Annotated in this window: 19 protein-coding genes; 14 read left to right on the top strand and 5 right to left on the bottom strand. The window is 31.7% G+C overall.

Annotated elements, in window-relative coordinates; translation table 11 throughout:
• Positions 1 to 79 precede the first annotated feature (79 nt).
• The 5 genes from urtA to urtE all read left to right on the top strand — a co-directional run bounded on the left by urtA (position 80) and on the right by urtE (position 5643).
• The gene (gene urtA, locus ACKU4C_RS14810; RefSeq protein ID WP_321313334.1) at positions 80 to 1357 is read left to right on the top strand and encodes an urea ABC transporter substrate-binding protein; all 1278 of its coding nucleotides are present in this window, start codon (positions 80 to 82) and stop codon (positions 1355 to 1357) included.
• Between the two features lie 68 nt (positions 1358 to 1425).
• A complete protein-coding gene (gene urtB, locus ACKU4C_RS14805) occupies positions 1426 to 3027 on the top strand; it encodes an urea ABC transporter permease subunit UrtB (RefSeq protein WP_321313332.1) in 1602 nt (533 codons plus the stop codon).
• A 13-nt stretch (positions 3028 to 3040) separates the two neighbouring features.
• Complete coding sequence (urtC, locus tag ACKU4C_RS14800; RefSeq protein WP_407933771.1) at positions 3041 to 4171, top strand: urea ABC transporter permease subunit UrtC; 1131 nt, start codon at positions 3041 to 3043, stop codon at positions 4169 to 4171.
• Positions 4158 to 4946 (top strand): urea ABC transporter ATP-binding protein UrtD, encoded by a 789-nt coding sequence (urtD, locus tag ACKU4C_RS14795; RefSeq protein ID WP_321313330.1) that lies wholly within the window; start codon positions 4158 to 4160, stop codon positions 4944 to 4946. Before urtC ends, urtD begins: the two co-directional genes overlap by 14 nt.
• A gap of 1 nt (position 4947) precedes the next feature.
• On the top strand, positions 4948 to 5643 hold the full coding sequence (urtE, locus tag ACKU4C_RS14790; RefSeq protein ID WP_321313328.1) for an urea ABC transporter ATP-binding subunit UrtE: 696 nt from the start codon (positions 4948 to 4950) through the stop codon (positions 5641 to 5643).
• A 62-nt stretch (positions 5644 to 5705) separates the two neighbouring features.
• On the opposite strand, the gene ACKU4C_RS14785 is transcribed toward urtE, so the two are convergent.
• The 5 genes from ACKU4C_RS14785 to ACKU4C_RS14765 are packed head-to-tail and all read right to left on the bottom strand — an operon-like array spanning position 5706 to position 11058.
• Positions 5706 to 6512 (bottom strand): sulfite exporter TauE/SafE family protein, encoded by an 807-nt coding sequence (locus ACKU4C_RS14785; RefSeq protein ID WP_321313326.1) that lies wholly within the window; start codon positions 6510 to 6512, stop codon positions 5706 to 5708.
• A gap of 16 nt (positions 6513 to 6528) precedes the next feature.
• Complete coding sequence (locus ACKU4C_RS14780; protein ID WP_321313324.1) at positions 6529 to 8124, bottom strand: gamma-glutamyltransferase family protein; 1596 nt, start codon at positions 8122 to 8124, stop codon at positions 6529 to 6531.
• A 1-nt stretch (position 8125) separates the two neighbouring features.
• On the bottom strand, positions 8126 to 9451 hold the full coding sequence (locus tag ACKU4C_RS14775) for a TRAP transporter large permease subunit (protein ID WP_321313321.1): 1326 nt from the start codon (positions 9449 to 9451) through the stop codon (positions 8126 to 8128).
• A gap of 3 nt (positions 9452 to 9454) precedes the next feature.
• Positions 9455 to 9964 carry a TRAP transporter small permease subunit gene (locus ACKU4C_RS14770; RefSeq protein ID WP_321313320.1) on the bottom strand — a complete coding sequence of 170 codons (510 nt, stop codon included), beginning with the start codon at positions 9962 to 9964 and terminating at the stop codon, positions 9455 to 9457.
• Positions 9961 to 11058: a TRAP transporter substrate-binding protein gene (locus tag ACKU4C_RS14765; RefSeq protein WP_321313318.1), complete on the bottom strand. Its 1098-nt coding sequence runs from the start codon at positions 11056 to 11058 to the stop codon at positions 9961 to 9963. Before ACKU4C_RS14765 ends, ACKU4C_RS14770 begins: the two co-directional genes overlap by 4 nt.
• Before the next feature lie 412 nt (positions 11059 to 11470).
• Between ACKU4C_RS14765 and ACKU4C_RS14760 the strand changes: the two genes are divergently transcribed.
• From ACKU4C_RS14760 to ACKU4C_RS14720, 9 genes are all read left to right on the top strand, one after another.
• Entirely contained in the window at positions 11471 to 11989 is a 519-nt protein-coding gene (locus ACKU4C_RS14760) for an ureidoglycolate lyase (protein ID WP_321313316.1), read from the top strand.
• Between the two features lie 47 nt (positions 11990 to 12036).
• Entirely contained in the window at positions 12037 to 12786 is a 750-nt protein-coding gene (locus tag ACKU4C_RS14755; protein ID WP_321313314.1) for an urease accessory protein UreD, read from the top strand.
• Positions 12787 to 12865: 79 nt separating this feature from the next.
• Positions 12866 to 14032 (top strand): MFS transporter, encoded by a 1167-nt coding sequence (locus ACKU4C_RS14750; protein ID WP_321313313.1) that lies wholly within the window; start codon positions 12866 to 12868, stop codon positions 14030 to 14032.
• A gap of 304 nt (positions 14033 to 14336) precedes the next feature.
• Positions 14337 to 15506 (top strand): ABC transporter substrate-binding protein, encoded by a 1170-nt coding sequence (locus ACKU4C_RS14745; protein ID WP_321313311.1) that lies wholly within the window; start codon positions 14337 to 14339, stop codon positions 15504 to 15506.
• 55 nt (positions 15507 to 15561) lie between these two features.
• Entirely contained in the window at positions 15562 to 16434 is an 873-nt protein-coding gene (locus tag ACKU4C_RS14740) for a branched-chain amino acid ABC transporter permease (RefSeq protein ID WP_129006054.1), read from the top strand.
• 3 nt (positions 16435 to 16437) lie between these two features.
• Positions 16438 to 17403 carry a branched-chain amino acid ABC transporter permease gene (locus ACKU4C_RS14735; protein ID WP_321313307.1) on the top strand — a complete coding sequence of 322 codons (966 nt, stop codon included), beginning with the start codon at positions 16438 to 16440 and terminating at the stop codon, positions 17401 to 17403.
• The gene (locus ACKU4C_RS14730) at positions 17400 to 18182 is read left to right on the top strand and encodes an ABC transporter ATP-binding protein (RefSeq protein WP_321313306.1); all 783 of its coding nucleotides are present in this window, start codon (positions 17400 to 17402) and stop codon (positions 18180 to 18182) included. The genes ACKU4C_RS14735 and ACKU4C_RS14730 overlap by 4 nt, the downstream gene beginning before the upstream one ends.
• A gap of 1 nt (position 18183) precedes the next feature.
• Positions 18184 to 18903, top strand: a complete 720-nt coding sequence (locus tag ACKU4C_RS14725; protein ID WP_321313304.1) for an ABC transporter ATP-binding protein — start codon at positions 18184 to 18186, stop codon at positions 18901 to 18903.
• Entirely contained in the window at positions 18903 to 19601 is a 699-nt protein-coding gene (locus ACKU4C_RS14720; RefSeq protein WP_321313302.1) for an aspartate/glutamate racemase family protein, read from the top strand. Before ACKU4C_RS14725 ends, ACKU4C_RS14720 begins: the two co-directional genes overlap by 1 nt.
• Positions 19602 to 19613: the final 12 nt, after the last annotated feature.

Below are 19613 nucleotides of genomic sequence, written 5' to 3'. Positions count from 1 at the left end.
AAGCAACACTAAGGCAACACTACTTATTTATACTTCCAACATAGAATATCAAATGATATTTAAATAAAAAGGAGTACAAATGAAGAAAATGTTTGCAAAAGCAATTGTAACTTCTGCCTTATTAGGTGGGATGTTGGTTCACGCTGCTGATACTATTAAAGTTGGTGTTTTACACTCTCTTTCTGGAACAATGGCAATTTCTGAAACTACATTAAAAGATACGGTTTTGATGTTAATTGATGAACAAAATAAAAAAGGTGGGGTTTTAGGGAAAAAACTAGAAGCTGTAGTTGTTGATCCTGCTTCAAACTGGCCACTATTTGCTGAAAAGATGAGAGGTTTATTAACTCAAGATAAAGTTGATGTAACATTTGGTTGTTGGACATCAGTTTCTAGAAAATCTGTTCTTCCAGTTGTTGAAGAGTTAAATGGTTTACTATTCTACCCTGTACAATATGAGGGTGAAGAGTCATCTAAAAATGTATTTTATACAGGTGCTGCGCCAAACCAACAAGCAATTCCTGCAGTTGATTACTTAATGAACGAAATCGGTGTTAAAAGATGGGTTTTAGCTGGTACTGACTACGTTTATCCAAGAACAACAAATAAAATCTTAGAAGCTTACTTAAAAGCTAAAGGTGTTCCAGCTTCTGATATTATGATTAACTATACTCCATTTGGTCACTCAGATTGGCAAAGTATTGTAAGTGATATCAAAAAATTTGGTAATGCAGGTAAGAAAACAGCAGTTGTTTCAACAATCAATGGTGATGCAAACGTTCCATTCTATAAAGAATTAGGTAACCAAGGTATCTCTGCTGAAGATATTCCAGTTGTTGCTTTCTCAGTTGGGGAAGAAGAGTTATCAGGTCTTGATACAAAACCTTTAGTTGGTCACTTAGCTGCGTGGAACTATTTCCAAAGTGCAGAGTCTGATTTAAATGATGAATTTATTGCAACTTGGAAAAAATTCATTAAAGATAACAAAAGAGTTACAAATGACCCTATGGAAGCTACATATATTGGTTTCAATCTTTGGGTAAAAGCTGTTGAAAAAGCTGGAACAACTGATGTTGATAAAGTTAGTAAAGCTATTATTGGTCTTGAAGTTCCTAACTTAACTGGTGGAACAGCTAAAATGCTTAAAAATCACCACCTAACAAAACCAGTACTTATTGGTGAGATTCAAGAAGATGGTCAATTTGAAACTGTATGGTCAACTGATGGTGAAATTGCAGGTGATGCTTGGTCTGATTTCTTACCAGCATCAAAAGATGTAATTGCTGACTGGACTGCACCAATTAATTGCGGTAACTACAACACTGTAACTAAAAAGTGTTCAGGTCAAAACTACTAAAAATTTAAAAAAAGAGAGGACTTTATCTCCTACAAAGTTCTCCTCTCTTTTTTACAAAAGGCACTTATATGAAAATCAATATTTTAAAAATAATCTTTCTTAATTTATTTTTCTTTAGCTCATTATTCGCAAATTTTGAAACTGATATTGAAAAATTAAAAACTAAATCCTTTAAAACAAAAGCAGAAGTTATAAAAGAGTTAGTTGAAAAATATGCAGAAGATGAAAGAACAGAAATTTTACTTAAAAAGATGGTAGAGGGTGACCTTCTTTATACAAAAAAAGAGGGAACATTTGTACTTCTTGAAAAAAAAGAGGGAAGTACTTATCATACTAAAACTTTTTTAGAGGGAAAACTACTTAAACCTCAAAACAGAAGAGAGTTTAAAAAAGTAAAAACAAACAATAGATTAAGAAGTATTATTAAATCAAATCTTGCACAAATGAATCTTTTTTCAAAGAAAAAAGAGATAAGACTTAAATCAGCAAAAAATATCTTATCAAATGTGGATGAAGACTCTAAAGAGTTAATAGAAAAAGCTTTATCAAAAGAGAAAGACAGTGAAGTAAAAGAGGTATTACTTGAAGCAAAAACTATTATACTTGCAAAATATTCAAGTGGACAAAAGCAAATCAAAGCGGTAAAAGATTTAAGTGATTTTATCTCTTCAGATACCCTTGCAACTTTAAAAACAATTGCAAATCAAGATAATATTAGCAAAGAGTTACAAAAAGCTGCAAATAGTTCTATTACATCCGTTGAGACTATTAGATCATATTATAGTGTTTTAGAAAAGGCATTTTTTGGTCTTAGTATGGGTTCAGTTTTACTCCTTGCAGCTATTGGACTTGCAATTACCTTTGGAGTAATGAAAGTTATCAATATGGCTCATGGTGAGATGATGATGATTGGAGCTTATACAACATATACACTTCAACAAGTTATGCCAAACTTAATAGAATACTCTATAATTGTGGCTATCCCTGCTGCATTTATTGTAAGTGGAATAGTGGGTATTATTATTGAAAGACTTGTAATTAGACATCTATATGGAAGACCACTTGAAACCTTATTGGCTACATTTGGGATTAGTTTAATTTTGCAACAAATAGTAAGAACAATCTATTCTCCACTAAATCAAGAGGTTAAAACTCCCCAATGGATGAGTGGTGCATTAGAGATTAATAGTGCTCTATCACTTACATACAATAGATTATATATCATCATATTTGCAGTATTAGTTTTCTTTGGAATATTAATGGTTCTAAATAAAACCTCTTTAGGATTAAAGGTGCGAGCTGTAACACAAAATAGACAAATGGCTCAAGCAATGGGGATTAAAACATCTTGGATAGATGCCATGACTTTTGGTATAGGTTCAGGAATTGCTGGAATTGCTGGAGTTGCATTATCACAACTTACAAATGTAGGTCCAAATCTTGGACAAGCCTATATTGTTGACTCCTTTATGGTTGTTGTATTTGGTGGAGTTGGTAACCTTTGGGGAACACTAATTGGTGCACTAACACTTGGGGAGATTAACAAATTTATAGAACCAGTAGCAGGGGCTGTTTTAGCAAAAGTTATCATCCTTGTATTTATTATTTTATTTATTCAAAAAAGACCTAGAGGACTTTTCCCTCAAAAAGGTCGAGATGCTCAAGATTAAGGTGGAAAAGATGATGAAAAGAAAACCAATAATATTACAGATTTTAGAAAATGATAAAGGTGGGAAGATAGTTCTTTCTATTTTAGCCCTTGTAGTTGCTTATGTTTCATTTGCTAATCTTCTTTTACATCAAGATTCAGCACTATATGTTTCAACATATACGGTTACACTTCTTGGTAAATACTTAGCCTTTGCACTTCTTGCCCTTGCCCTTGACTTAGTTTGGGGATATATAGGGATTCTAAGCCTTGGTCATGGGGCATTTTTCTCACTTGGTGGATACGCTATGGGGATGTATCTTATGAGACAAATAGGAGATAGGGGAGTTTATGGAAACCCTGATTTACCAGACTTTATGGTTTTTATGAACCTAAAAGAGTTACCTTGGTTTTGGTATGGTTTTGATAATCCTTTATTTACACTTATTATGATTATGTTTGTACCAGGATTACTTGCTTTCCTATTTGGATATTTAGCATTTAGATCCAGAGTTACAGGAGTCTACTTATCAATTATAACCCAAGCTATGACTTATGCTCTTATGTTAGCATTTTTTAGAAATGATATGGGGTTTGGGGGAAACAATGGACTTACGGACTTTAAAGATATTTTAGGATTTGACTTACAAGCTGATGGTACTAGAATCGCTTTACTTATAATCTCTTTTCTTGCTCTTTTTGCAGGATATCTAATAGCAAGATTTATTATAAATTCAAGATTAGGAAGAGTTTGTATAGCAATTAGAGACGCCGAGAGCAGAACAAGATTTATAGGATATAAAGTTGAACAATATAAACTATTTATTTTTATAGTAAGTGCAGCAATGGCTGGTGTTGCCGGAGCTTTATATGTACCACAAGTTGGTATTATAAATCCAAATGTATTTTCACCACTATTCTCTATTGAGTTAGTTATCTGGGTTGCCATTGGTGGAAGAGGGACTTTATATGGAGCTATTGTTGGAGCTTTCATTGTAAATTATGCAAGTACATATTTTACATCAGCTCTTCCAGAAGTTTGGTTATATGCTTTAGGTGGATTATTTGTTGTTGTAACACTATTTTTACCACGTGGTGTAGTAGGACTTATTTCAAAATTAAATATGAAAAAAGAGAAAAAGGGGTTTGCAAATGTTACTGCTTAAACATGATAATGAACAAAATGTAGGTGATTTAAAAAAGGGGGATAGAATCCTTTATTTAGATGATGTTACAGTTAGTTTTGATGGATTTAAAGCCCTAAACTCTTTATCTTTATCTATTGAATATGAAGAGTTAAGATGTATCATTGGAGCAAATGGGGCAGGAAAATCTACCATGATGGATGTTATAACAGGGAAAACACAACCAGATAAAGGGGATGTGATTTTTGGACAGGCAGCAAATCTTTTAGAGATGGATGAACCAAGTATTGCCCAAATAGGCATAGGAAGAAAATTCCAAAAGCCAACAGTTTTTGAAGGGCATACAATCTTTGAAAATCTTGAACTTGCAATGAAAGATGACAAAAGATTTTTCAAAACTTTATTTGCAAAACTTCAAGGGGAACAAAAAGATAAGATAGAGGAAACTATGGAGTTAATCGGCTTAAAAGAGCACTACAATACAAATGCTTCTATCCTTTCTCATGGTCAAAAACAATGGTTAGAGATAGGAATGCTTCTAATGCAAAGCCCAAAACTTCTATTAGTAGATGAACCAGTAGCTGGTATGACACCAGGAGAGGTTGAAAAAACAGGTCAAATCTTAACAGACCTATCAAAAAACCATTCTGTAGTTGTTGTTGAACACGATATGGAGTTTATTAGAAGTATTGCTAAAAAGGTTACTGTTTTACATGAAGGTTCAGTTTTAGCAGAGGGTTCAATGAAAGATGTTCAGAACAACGAGAAAGTAAGAAAAGTATATTTAGGAGAGTAGGATGATTACAATTAAAAATTTAAACCAATTTTATGGGCAAAGTCATACTCTTTGGGATTTAAACTTAGAGATTGAACAAGGGAAATGTACTTGTCTTATGGGAAGAAATGGAGTTGGTAAAACAACTTTAGCAAAAGCAATTATGGGATTGCTTCCAACTAAAAGCGGTAAAATTATCTATGAAAACAAAGATATAAGCAAACTTGGTAGTGAAAAAAGAGCAGCTCTTGGAATAGGCTATGTGCCACAAGGAAGAGAGATATTTTCTCAACTAACAGTTAAAGAGAATTTAGAGATAGGACTTTTAGGAAATAGAAACGGTTTAAAACAAGTTCCTGAAAAAATATACGAACTATTTCCTGTTTTAAAAGATATGCTAAAAAGAAAAGGTGGTGACCTTAGTGGTGGTCAACAACAACAATTAGCAATAGGAAGAGCACTTTGTTTAGAGCCAAAACTTCTAATACTTGATGAACCTAGTGAAGGTATTCAACCAAATATTGTACAACAAATTGGGGGAGTAATAGATTATCTTACAAAAGAGGAAAAAATAACTGTTATATTAGTTGAACAAAAACTTCCATTTGCAAGAAAACATGGAGATGATTTCTATTTATTAGAGAGGGGAAATGTTGTTGCAAAAGGTGAAATTGAAGATTTAAGTGATGAAATAGTAGAACAATATCTATCAGTATAAAATATCTTATTTAATCTTTTAAAGATAAAGGAGTTAATAAAAACCCCTTTATCAAAATGGTTTTAAACTAAAACCATTTTAATTCCTACACAACATAAAAAGATTGCAAAAGCAAGCTTTAGTTGTTTTACATTTAGTTTATATGCTAATTTCACCCCATAAGGTGCAAAAAACATTGTCATAGGTACAAGTACTATAAAAGCTAACCAGTTAACATATCCAGTTGATGCTAAAGGAAGATTCTCTACATTCCACCCAACAATAATATATCCAATTGTTGCAGGCACACTAATAATCAAACCAAATAGTGAAGCTGTACTAACAGCTCTGTGAATTGGAAAAGAAAATAGTGATAACAATGGAACCATCAAAGTCCCTCCTCCAATTCCTAATAATGAAGCAAAACCACCAAGAAGTGTGGCAAAAATAGATTGCCCAAATCTTCCTGGAAGAGACTCAGCTATTACAAGTTTCTTAAAACTACTAATAATCATATTAAGAGATACAAGTAAAAGTAAAATACCAAACATAAATTTTAAATTTGTTCCATCTATAAATTTAGATGAAAATGCTCCAATTAAAACTCCAAGAATCACAAAGGGAATCCATCTTTTAGATAAATCCCAATCAATTCCACCTTTTTTATGGTGAGACCTTGCAGACATTATTGAAGTGACAACAATAGTTGATAAAGATGTACCAATAGCTAAAGGCATTGCAATTGAGATATCAATATTCATATAGATAAATATATGATAAAGCATAGGGACAATTACAATCCCTCCACCAACACCAAGTAATCCTGCAAGCAAGCCAGCTACTACGCCACTTGCCAACAAAATTGGGACTAATACTAATAATTCATTCATAAAAATTTATCCTTATTTAAAAACTTGATGCCTTACCATCACTTCTTGGGTCAAATGCCCCTTTTATAGTTTTTGATGTATCATAAACTAAAGCTCCTGCGTGACCAACGACAGAATCTAATTCACCTAAAATTTCAACATCATGACCTTTTTCTTTTAATTCATTAATCAACTTCTCATCAAATCTAGATTCTAGTTTTAAACTTTGAGAGGAATTACCCCAAGTTCTTCCTAGAAGCCATCTAGGATTATTTATACAAGCTGACAAATCTTCATTGTAATAAGCATATCTAGAAAAAACTGCTGCTTGAGTTTGTGGCTGTCCATCTCCACCCATAGTTCCATAAGCCATCACTCTTCCATCATCAAACAATGCAATTGCAGGGTTTAAGGTATGGAAAGGTTTTTTGTGTGGTTCTAAAGCTTGAATATGAGATGAGTCTAAAGCAAAACTACAACCTCTATTTTGCCAAACAATACCAGTTTCAGGCAATGTTAATCCACTTCCAAACTCATGATAAATACTTTGAATAGCACTTACAACTCTACCTTTAGAATCTATTGCACCAAACCAAGTTGTATCACCAGGTGCTGCATTTTCTCCCCAAGGTAAGGCTTTTTCTAAATCTATCTCTTTACTTAATTCATCAAGATATTCAGGTTCAAGCCAAGCTTGAAGCTCTTCAGATGTGGCAGCAGTATTCATTTTATCTCTGTGTCTAAAGGCGATTTTAGTAGCCTCTACTAATAAATGAACATGATTTGTAGAATCTTTTTGTGGTAGTTTTTCTACCCATCTATCAAATAAACCTAAAATCATAAGTGAAGCTACACCTTGAGTTGGGGCTGAAGCATTAAACAGTTTTGCATTACTTGTTTTCATCTGCAAAGCTTTATTCCAAGAAGCATGATGTTCATTTAAATCTTTATGTGATAATAAAGAATTCCTTTGCTTTAAATCATTTGAAATATCTTGGGATAAACTTCCTCTGTAAAAATCATCATACCCGTTAACTCCAAGAGTATTAAGTGTTTTTCCTAATTTTTCTTGAACAAGTGTTTCACCTTTTTGAGGTACCTTTCCCTTTGGATAATAGATACTTGCAAAATATGAATCTTTTATTAATTCATCTTTTTTCTCTTCTAGTGTTTGAGATAAAGATTCTGTAACTATAATTCCATTTGTTGCTGAGTTTACTGCTTCATCTACAAGTTTTGAAGAGGAAAGTTTCCCATCCCAATCTTTTTTACTTTTCTTATATGCTAAATCCCATGCAGAAACTGCTCCTGCGACACTATTGGCAGCTAATCTTCCCCTAAAAGGAATAGAATCTAAACCTTCATAAGCACTCATATTTACATCAAATCCAGAGAATCCAGAAGCTTCAATAAAACTAACACCCTCTTTAGGGTCATAAATCAACCAAAATGCATCTCCACCAATTCCCGTCATATGAGGATAGTGTACTGCTAAAGATGAGGCAACTGCAATTGAAGCTTCAATTGCATTTCCCCCTTGTTTTAAAATTTCAAGTCCTGCATCTGAGGCACAATGGTGTGGTGAAACCACCATACCATTTTTTGATACTTCTGTTTTAGGTAAGTTATTCATATTACATCCATCCTATTGCTTTTGGTAGCCAAAGGGCTATTTCTGGGAAAATCATCACCAATGCAATTACAATTATTTGAATTGCAATAAAAGGTAATACCCCCTTATAAATCTCCATAGTTTTTATCTCTTTAGGAGCAACCCCTTTTAAGAAAAAGAGTGACCAGCCAAAGGGTGGAGTTAAAAATGATGATTGAAGGTTTAAGGCTACTAAAATACCTAACCAAATCATATTTATATCAAGTGCATGGAATATTGGTAATACTAATGGTAAAACAATATATGATATCTCAATCCATTCTAAGAAAAATCCTAAAACAAATAAAACCAACATCATAAATAGAATTGATCCCCACATTCCCCCTGGTATTGCTGCAAAAAGATCTTCAACTAAATAATCCCCGTCTAAACCTCTAAAACTAAGTCCGAAAACTTGTGAGGCGATAAGAACGAACATAATCATACCAGTCACTTTCATAGTTTCATATAAAGTTTCTTTTAAAATTGCTAAATTTAATCTTTTACTTAAAAATACAATCACTAATGCTCCAATAGCACCCATAGAAGCTGCTTCTGTAGGAGCTGCAAGCCCACCAATAATTGAACCTAATACGGCAAAAATTAATAAAAAAGGTGGTGCAACAGATTTAAAAAACTCAATCCATAACTCTTTTTTTGAGTAGGTATCTCTCTCCTCTTGATCAATTGGAGGAACATGGTGAGGTGCAAATTTACTTAAAAGAATTATATAAACAATATAACAAGTAGCTAAAAGTAATCCCGGCATTAATGCAGCAGCAAATAAAGGACCAATAGCTTCTCCACTAATATCAGCAAGTAAGATTAAAACTAAACTTGGTGGTAAAATTTGTCCTAATGTTCCAGAAGCACAAATGGTACCGCAAGATACACTATGGCTATAATTTCTTTTTAAAAGTGTTGGTAAAGCAATCATAGTTAAAGTAACAACTGTTGCACCAACAATACCCGTTGAAGCACCCATTAAAATACCAACTACAATTATAGCAATTGCCATACCACCAGGTTTTTTACCAGATAATAATCCTAAAACATCAAGCATCTTTTCTGCTAAGCGGGATTTTTCCAATAAAATACCCATAAAAACAAAAAGTGGTACTGCCAATAAAGTATAGTTTGTTAATACACCAAAAATTCTTGAAGGCAAAAGATTAAATAGATTTAAATCAACTCCTATAACCCCAAAAAATAAACCAGCCCCTGCAATTGCAAAAGCAACAGGAACTCCCAATAGTATAAGCGCAAAAAGGGATACAACCATCATAATTGCTAATATTTGTGGATCCATAGCCTACTTTTCCCCTTTTATATGTGATATAGCTCTAAATAGAACTGCTAACCCTTGTACTAAAATCAGTGTGAATCCTAAAGGGATAAGTGATTTTACTAAATATCGATATGGTAAACCTCCAGGGTCAGGAGAAACTTCACCAGTTGCATAAGATTGCATTACATATTGACTTGATAGATAAATGATAAAAAGTGAAAATGGAATAATAATTAATAATGGAATTAAAACATCCATCCAAACTTTTACATTTTTACTGTAATGGTGATAAAAAAGATCAACTCTTACATGTTCACCTTGTTGAAATGTAAATGCAGAACCAAACATTGCAATTGCTGCTAATATATGCCATTGAAGCTCTTGCTCAGCAATTGAACTTACATGAAAAAAATATCTAAAAAGAACATCCCCTGAAACCTGAAGCACCAAAATAAAAATCAACCAAGAACTTATTTGACCGATACGTTCTATGAACGTATCAAGTCTATTTGAAATATTTAATAAGTTTATCATGATGATAACTTAGTCATCACAACTTCTTCACTTTTATTTTGCCAATCATCATGCATTGCTTTAAAAGCAAAGTAACTGTCGTGAACTTTTTTTACTAAAGGATCTTTTGCTGTAAGTTTGTCATATGTAGCAAATGTCACTTCTCTTAATTTTTCAATAACTGAATCTGGTAATGTTTTAGCAATTACCCCTTGATTTTTAACTAAATCTTCTAGTGCTTCTGAGTTATTTGCTTCAGACCATGAAAGTCCCATAAGATTACATTCAGCAGCAACTGTTTTTACGATTGCTTGTAAATCTTTTGGTAATGAATTCCAAGCATCTTTATTAATTAGACACTCACTTGTATTACTTGGTTCTCCCCAACCTGTAGTATAATAATATTTAGCAGCTTTTTGGAATCCCATTCTTCTATCTTGGAAAGGTCCAACAAATTCTGCCGCATCTATAACACCCCTTTCGAGTGCAGGGAAAATTTCACCACCTGGAAGAAGTTTAACACTAACTCCTAACTGCTCTAATACTTTACCTGCAAGCCCTGGAACTCTCATTCTAAGACCATTTAAATCCTCAACATTATTAATCTCTTTTTTGAACCATCCTGTCATTTGTACACCAGTATTTCCTGCTGCAAGACCTATAACATTAAATGGTTTATATACTTCATCCCATAACTCTTGTCCTCCACCAAATTGAAGCCAAGCATTTGTTCCTTGAAAGTTCATACCAAATGGCACCGCTGTAAAGTATTGTGCTGCAAAAGTTTTACCTGCCCAAAAAAATGAGTTACCCCAGTTCATTTGAATAGTTCCTTTTGAAACTGCATCGAAACCTTCCATTGCAGGTATAAGTTCACCAGCAGGATAATGTTTAATTCTTAATCTTCCATCAGACAAATCTTCAATTCTTTTACAAAAATAACTAGCACTTCCAGGCCCAGTAGAATAAAAAGGGGCACCTGCACCATAACAATTTGTCATTTTCCATCTAAAAGTCTTTTTTGAATCTGCACTTGCAATTGATGGTATAGCAACAGCAGCACCAAGACCAGCTAAACCAGTTTTTTTTATGAAATCTCTTCTATTTTTAGTCATGTTATTCCTTAGTTTTTAATTTAGATTCAATATAAATCCACCTAATAAAATCTCTCTTTTAAAATAAGAGCTAATAGATTTAAAACACTAAAGAGTTACTTTTCAATAATTAAATCTAATAACCTTACAATTAACTGTAGTAAAGTTTAGTCCCTCAAGTATGTTTTCTAATTGTATTTTATAACTAGAAGAAATTTTTGTAAAGATATTTTTTATCAATAATTGTACATAATTAATGTATATTTTATATACAACATATGGTTACTTTTTATATATACGTAGAAACTATAAAGAAATATACTATTGTAATTGTATTTATGATAATATGTCGCTTATAAAACCTATAGCTAAGGCATTTGTCTTGAGTAATTTACTGTGGTTTAATATGAGAAAAGATGAATTAAGGTAAAAAATGAGAATAGAGATAAAACCAAAACCTCTAACAAGAGAAGCTTTCAAGAAATTTGGAGAAGTAATAGAAAAAGAAGGTAGAGCTTCTATGATGATAAATAGAAATTCTGCTGAAAAATTTTATGAAATCTGTAATATGGATACAAATGAAAAAGGTGGAATCACAACCTTACATATATATGTAGGGAATAAAAGAGAATTTCCACTACTTATTGATATGCTAGAAAAACATCCTCTTTTTTCTCAAACATTTATACCAAGAAGTAAAGAACCTTTTTATTGTGCAGTTGCATTAGGTGGAAGGGAACCAGATTTATCAACTCTTGAGATTTTTGAAACAAATGGTGAACAAGGAGTTCATTATAATAAAGGGGTTTGGCATTTTCCATTAATTTGTATAAAAGATAAAGAAGAATTTATTGTTTTAGATAGAGCAGAACCAAATAAAGAAGAAAAAATGATAGTTGAACAAATAGAATTTAATATGAAAGATGAAGAGATCTATCTAGTAAGAGATTAATTTTATAAAACAAGTAAATAGATTTAAATAAAATAGAAAAAGAGATTATGAGTATATCAATAAATTTTACAAATGAAATATTTTCCCTAAATAAACTTCAACTTCCTACTAGGTATTATTATTTTAACGATACTGAGAATTATATAAAACTACTTAGTATTGGGGAGGGGATTTTCCCCAATGATAGAATTAAATCAAATATAAACCTTGAAAATTCAAATGCAATTTTTACAACGGAATCTGCAACGAAAGTTTATCCGTCTAAAAAAGATTTTGGAATAAACTATATAAATATCAAACTAAAAAATTCAAATTTAGAATTTTTGAATGATGAACTTATTTTATATAAAAGTTCAAAACTTTTACAAATACTTAGAATCGATGCTGATGAAAATTCAACTTTTTTTTATAGTGATATCTTAACACAAGGGAGAAGTTACGAACATTTTGATTTTGATTCAATGTTAGTTAGAAATAAATTTTTCTGCAATAAAGAATTAGAGTATTATGAAAACTTTGAAGTGTTAGGAAAAGATTTAAAAGATTATATAAAAAGACATGAAAACAAAAACTATATATATTTAAAGCTTTATATAAAAACAAATGACAATGAAAAATTTCTTAATACCCTACATTCAAATGGTTTTAACTCTTTTACTTTTTCTAAATCTAAAAATATGATTTTAGGTTCATTATCTTCAAAAGATATGATTGATATAAAAAAAGATCAAAAACAAATTTGGATTCTTTATAGAAGTTTTTTAGAAAAAAATGAGTTTAATTTAGGAAAAAATTAATTTATTTTTTCATTATCACTTAACATATATTTAATTTTTTCTGCCATAAAATATCCCCTTCAGATATGAAGGACCATTCATGCAAACCTCTATAATAAAAACTTCAATTATTCTTTTCGTTGTTGTTACAATAGTATTTTCAACAATATATACACCCCAAGCAATTTTACCAACATTAAAAGGAGTATTTCACATAAGTGTTTTAGAAATAAACTTACTACTCTCTGGCATGTTATTTGTTTTGATGATTGCAACACCTTTTTATATTCCCATATCAAATCGTTTTGGAAAGAAAAATATTATGATATTTTGTACTTTCTTCCTTTTCCTTTCTGTTTTATTATCATCTATAACTTCAAATTTTTATGTTCTTCTTTTTAGTAGATTTTTACAAGGAGTATTTGTCCCTGGGATAACAGCAATTATGCTCTCTTATGTTCAAGAGATTTATCCAAAAAACCATCGAGGTTTAGGTATGGGTATTTATATGGCAGCAACTAGTTTTGGTGCTGTTATTGGAAGACTATTAGCTGGATGGATTACTTTTTTATACTCATGGAGAATTGCTTTTTTAGTATTTGCTATTCTTTTATTTATTGCTTTTTTTGCAATGATTTTTGCATTGCCAGTTAACAAAACAGAATTAACAAATAAAAGAGTAATTAATAAAGATGCCTTATTTAGTTTCCTTTCAAATATAAAAATATTATCAGTATTGATTATTCCCACTATAGTATTTTTCTCATTTATGGCAATTTCAACTTTTGCCACATATCATTTAGCCCAAGAACCTTTTAATCTAGATGCTAGCCAATTGGGTAATATATTCTTAGTCTTACTATTAGGGGTGATTATAAGTCCCCTTGCTGGGAGATATTCAGATATTATTGGAAGATTAAGAATTATATATTTAGGTATTGCCATTTTAATCTTAGGTATATTTTTAACCCTATCCCAATCAATTAGTTTAGTAATAGCTGGACTTGGGCTTGTAACTATGGGAATGTTTTCTGTGCAATCAGTTACACCCACTTATCTTGGAGAATTAGTACCTGAAAAAAAAGCTACAATATCTATTTTGTATCAAAGTTTCTTTTATCTTGGTGGTTGCTTAGGAACTTTCTTACCATCAATTTTTTGGGAATATTATAAATATAATGGAGTTACAAGCTTTTGTATTGCTTTAATTCTAATTGGTTCCTTACCTTTAGCATATATCAATTTTAATAAAAAGAAAGAAGCATAGAAATTAGAGAATCAGTCCTTTTAACTTTGTATATTTTAAATCCATAACATAAATTCTCAACATAAATATGAATATATTATATACATATTAATCCTCTAAACAATCATATAATACACTATATATCCCATTAAAACTGCTTATTCATATTTTTTATAAAAAACTATTGAGTCTATAAAGAAATTTATATTTTTCTAGATTGTATAAATTGTAGACAATTATTGTGAACAATTATTGTCTACAATCTGATAAGATGATTTTCATAATTTATCAGTGATAAATATTACATATATTAAGGAGACAAAAGATGAAAAGATTTCTGAAAATAGGTTTAGCAGTAGGGATGCTAAGTAGTGTACTTTTAGCTCAAGAGACTATAAAGATTGGATTTGTTGGAACACTTTCAGGTGCAAATGCTGCATGGGGTACTTCAAATGTAAGATCAATGGAAACATCAGCAGACATATATAATAAAAATGGTGGTGTAGAAATTGGTGGTAAAAAATACAAAGTAGAGATTGTACCTTTTGATGATGCATTCGATCCAAAAATTGCAGTTGCTGGTATGGAAAAAATGGCACAAGAGGGTATTAAATATGTAGTTGGTCCAAATGATGATGCCCAAGCAATTGCGGTAAAACCAATTGCAGAGAGAAACAAAATTGTATATTTTCCATATGCCTTTGATAAAAGTTTATATGTAAAACCAGCAAACTATGCTGTATTTGGAATGATTGCTTCATATCAATGGGAACCATCAGTTTATAAATGGCTAAAAGATAATAAAGGTGTTAAATCTGTAGCATTCATTGCAGCAAATGCAGCTGATCCACTAAACCAAAGGGACAATGGTATTAAAATCGCCCAAGACTTAGGTTTAAAAGTTGTTGAAGCAAAAGCTACATATAAAGCTGACACTAGAGATTTCTTTTCAGTAATTACTCCAATTATTAAGAAAAAACCTGACCTTTTAGTTCTATCAGGAGTATCTCCTGCTACTGCACCACTAATTATTAAAACAGCAAGACAATTAGGTTTTAAAGGTTATATGGCAGCTGGAACTGCACTTGATGCAAGTATTTTAAAAGAGGGTGCTGGAGATGCAGCAAATGGATTTATTTGTCAAGGTGGAGCAGATGCTTCTATTCAATCAGAGAAAATGGAAAAATGGGTTGAGCACTATACTAATAAATATGGTGAATACAACGATGAATCAAATACAAAAGTATTTGCTTTAGAGTATATTTTAGCTGTGATGAAATCAAATCCAAAAGCTATCAATGATGCGGATGAGTTTTTAAAGACTGTAGATTCAGGTTGGTCAGCACCAAACCTTTTCTTCAAAGACAAAGATGCAAAACTTAAATTTGTAGGAAAAACTACATTTGGTCAAAATAGACAGTTAGGGGTTCCTTTAACTCCAAAAATTTACAAAAATGGAAAGTTTGAAACACTATTCGTAGGTCAAGCAGATTAATTTAAAAGAGGTATCTTTTGATACCTCTATTATGAAAAAATAGGGAATTGATTTTATGGAACAAATACTACTCAATGGTTTAATTACAGGTGCTCAATATGCCCTTATTGCCTTAGGTTTAACACTAATATTCTCACTTATGAGTATATTAAACTTTGCACATGGACAAATGTATGTTTTAGGTGCATTTGTAACTTACTATGTTTATGGGAAACTAGGACTTCCTTTTATTGTAGCTATTATTGCTTCAGGTTTAACATTAGCACTAATAGGTGCCATATTTGAAAAATATCTTTTCAATACCGTCTTAAAAAGATCTGTTAGAGAAGAGAGTTCAATGCTTCTTGCTGCTGGTACTGCTTTTTTCTTAGATTCATTAATACTAATTGTATTTGGGGAGAAACAACGAAGTGTTCCAGCACTTGTTGATGGAGTATTTTTTGGTGAAGATTATGGAATAGATTTAATCATCCCTTATAACAGAATTGTTATTGGATTAATTGCAATAGTTTTAATTGTTTCATTTATTCTTTTTATGCAATATTCAAAACCAGGTCGAGCTATGAGAGCTTTAGCTCAAGATAAAACAGCAGCTCAACTAATGGGGGTTGATTTAGATAAATACAGCTTATTTGGCTTTGCACTTGGAGCAATGCTAGCAGGTGTTGCAGGAAGTTTATTAGTAACTATTACAGGGGTAAACTCTGGTATTGGGGGAGGTATCTCTATTCAAGCTTTTACAATGATTATGATTGGTGGGGCTGGGGTTATTTCAGGTGCTATCTTAGGTGGATTTATTTTAGGTCTTGTTGAAGCTTTTGGTCTTTACTATCTTCCAGGAGATGTAACTTACCTTACTATATTTGTATGTTTAATGATATTTCTTACTCTTCGTCCACAAGGACTTATGGGTAAACCTTGGGGGTGATTTGTGGAAAATAAAAGTTTTATATTAAAAGTAATAATTGCATTAATAGTTTTATTAATTGTTATACCTAGTGTTTTAGTTTTAACACAAAGAAATGATTACCTTTATGGTATCACCTCAGTTGCTGTTCTTTCTATGATTAGTGCAGGAGTTTGGTTAACTTTTTATATGGGAAGAATCAATATAGGACAAGGAGCTTATGCCCTAATTGGAGCATATACAACTGCTGTTTTAGTTACCCAATTAGGTTTATCTTTTTGGATATCTATTTTTGTAGCAGGGTTTGTAGCAGCTTTTTTTAGTATTCTAATAGGTATCCCTATTTTAAGATTAAAAGGGGTGTATTTTTCTATGATTACACTAACTTTAACAGAAGTTGCAAAACTTCTAGCAATAGCTTTAGTTCCAATTACAAATGGTCCTAGGGGGATTACAAATATTCCATTACCAGGGGAACTTAGTATTTTTGGACTAACACTTATCCCAGATTTTGCCACTATGGAAAACAGTAAAATCGGATTTTATTATCTTGCAGTAATTGCTATGATTATAACTTTTGCAATAATGTATAGACTTACAAAATCAAGAATGGGGATTTTACTTAGATCTTTACAACAAAATGAAGAGTTAGCTTCCTCTTTTGGGGTAAATATTGCATATTTAAGAGTTATCTCTTATGCCATTGCTTCATTTTTTGGTGGAGTTGGAGGAGCAATTTTTATAAACCTTACCCAATCAGTTTATCCAACTACTTTCCAAGTAGCTGACTCAATTAACTATATGCTTTATACATTCTTAGGTGGTTTAGCCTATGTATTTGGACCAATATTAGGTTCTTTTGTATTGTATTTTTCTTGGGATTTATTATTTGTATTTAAAGAGTATCAACTACTAATCTACTCAGGGATAATGATTATTTTAATGGTATTTTTACCAAATGGAATTTTGAGTTTAAGGTTTAAAAAATGAAAAAAAGAGTTTTAGAGATAAACAATCTAACAAAAAAATTTGGTTCTTTATATGCTGTAAATGATGTCACCTTTGAAGTTTATGAAGGGGAGATTTTATCTGTTATTGGTCCAAATGGAGCAGGGAAATCAACAACATTTAAACTAATCTCTTCATTTTTGCGCCCAAGTTCTGGGGAAGTGATTTTTAATAAAGAAAAAATATCTGGTTTAAAACCACATATTGTAGCAAGAAAAGGTGTAGTTAGAACCTTTCAAGAAACAACAGTTTTTAAAAGTATGAGTGTTAGGGATAATATTATTATAGCCCACCAATTACAAGCAAAATCAAATCTTTTGGGTTTTTTCTTTAATACAAAATTAGCAAAAGAAGATACTCAAAGATTTGGTAAATCTGCCGATGAGATTATTGAGTTTTTAGGCTTAAGTGATGTTAAAGATGAGCTTGCATCAAATCTTCCCCATGGTTTATTAAGGGGTTTAGGTATTGCAAATGCTTTAGCTTGCAAACCAAAAATATTACTTCTTGATGAGCCTTTTGCAGGGATGAATCATGATGAGACAAGAAGATGTATGGATATGGTTAAACAAATTAAAAACTCAGGGGTAACTGTTTTATTGGTGGAACACGATATGCCAGCTGTTATGGAGATATCAGACAGAATTGTAGTTATTAGTTTTGGTGAAAAAATAGCAGAAGGGAAACCTGCTGAGATTCAAAAAAACCCTAAAGTAATAGAAGCTTACTTAGGTGTAGAAGATGAAGAGTTAGGAATTTAACATGGCATTATTAGAGTGTAAAGATTTAGAAATAAACTACGACCAAGTAAGAGCAGTAAAAAAAGTAAATTTAACTCTTGAAGAGGGTGAAACTATCACTTTAATTGGAGCCAATGGAGCTGGAAAATCTTCAATTCTAAAAGCAATAACAGGTCTTAAAAAACCAAGTTCAGGTGAAGTGATTTTCAATGGGGAAAGTCTAAATGGTGTAAGTCCTTCTAAAATAGTTGAAAAAGGTATTGCCATGACTCCTGAGGGAAGAAGAGTATTTCCTTATATGAGTGTAAAGGATAATCTTTTAATGGGTGCTTTTACTAGAAAAGATAAAGATGGAATTAAAGAGGATTTAGAAAAAGTTTTAGAAAAGTTTCCAAGACTTAAAGAAAGATATAAACAACAAGCAAGCACTATGAGTGGAGGGGAGCAACAAATGATGGTTATTGGACGTGCTCTTATGTCTAGACCCAAAGTTTTACTAATGGATGAACCAAGTCTTGGTATTGCCCCAAAACTAGTTCAAGATATTGCAAGATCAATTGTACAAATTAATAAAGAGGATAAAGTCTCTGTTATCCTAGTTGAACAAAACTCAAGAATGGCACTAAAGGTTTCAAATAGAGCCTACGCAATGCAACTTGGCGAAGTATTATTAAGTGGAAACTCAAAAGATTTAATGCACGATGAACGAATAATTGAACTATACTTAGGAGGAACCCACTAATGAAACTTGCAATTATAAACCCAAACTCTACAGAATCTATGACAAAAAAGTGTGAAGAGGTTGCCTTAAAATTCAAAAATCCTGATACCCAAATTTGGGCTTCAAATCCTATAAATACTCCAAAAAGTATTGAAGGACATTTTGATGAAGTAAAAAGTTTAATGGGGCTTATGGATGAAATTAAAAAAGCAAAAGAGTGGGGTGCAGATGCATATGTGGTTGCTTGCTTTGATGACCCAGGATTAGAAGCTGCAAGGGAGCTTGTAGATGGTCCAGTTATAGGTATTTGTGAAGCAGCTATGCATATGACATCAATTGTTTCTTCTAGTTTTTCGGTGGTAACTACTTTAAATAGAGCTATTCCAATTATAGAAGAGTTATCACATAAATATGGTATGGATAAATTTTGTAGAAAAGTAAGAGCAGCTGATATTCCAGTTCTTTCTTTAGAAGATGGCACTTGTAATGCAATGGAAAAAATAGAGAGTGAAATTTTAAAAGCAGTTAAAGAAGATAATTGCGAAGCTATTATTTTAGGGTGTGCGGGAATGGCTGATTTAACAATTGAGTTATCAAAAAGGTGTAATATTCCAGTTGTTGATGGTGTTTTATGTGCAATTAAGATGGCTGAATCAATGGTTGGGGCAAAACTAATGACAAGTAAAATAAATGCATATGCCTATCCTATTGAAAAGTGAGAAAACATTAAC

This window comes from Halarcobacter sp. (assembly GCF_963676935.1).
Lineage (GTDB): Bacteria > Campylobacterota > Campylobacteria > Campylobacterales > Arcobacteraceae > Halarcobacter.
Note: the sequence above shows the minus strand (reverse complement) of the source record. Positions and strands in the feature narration are given on the sequence as shown.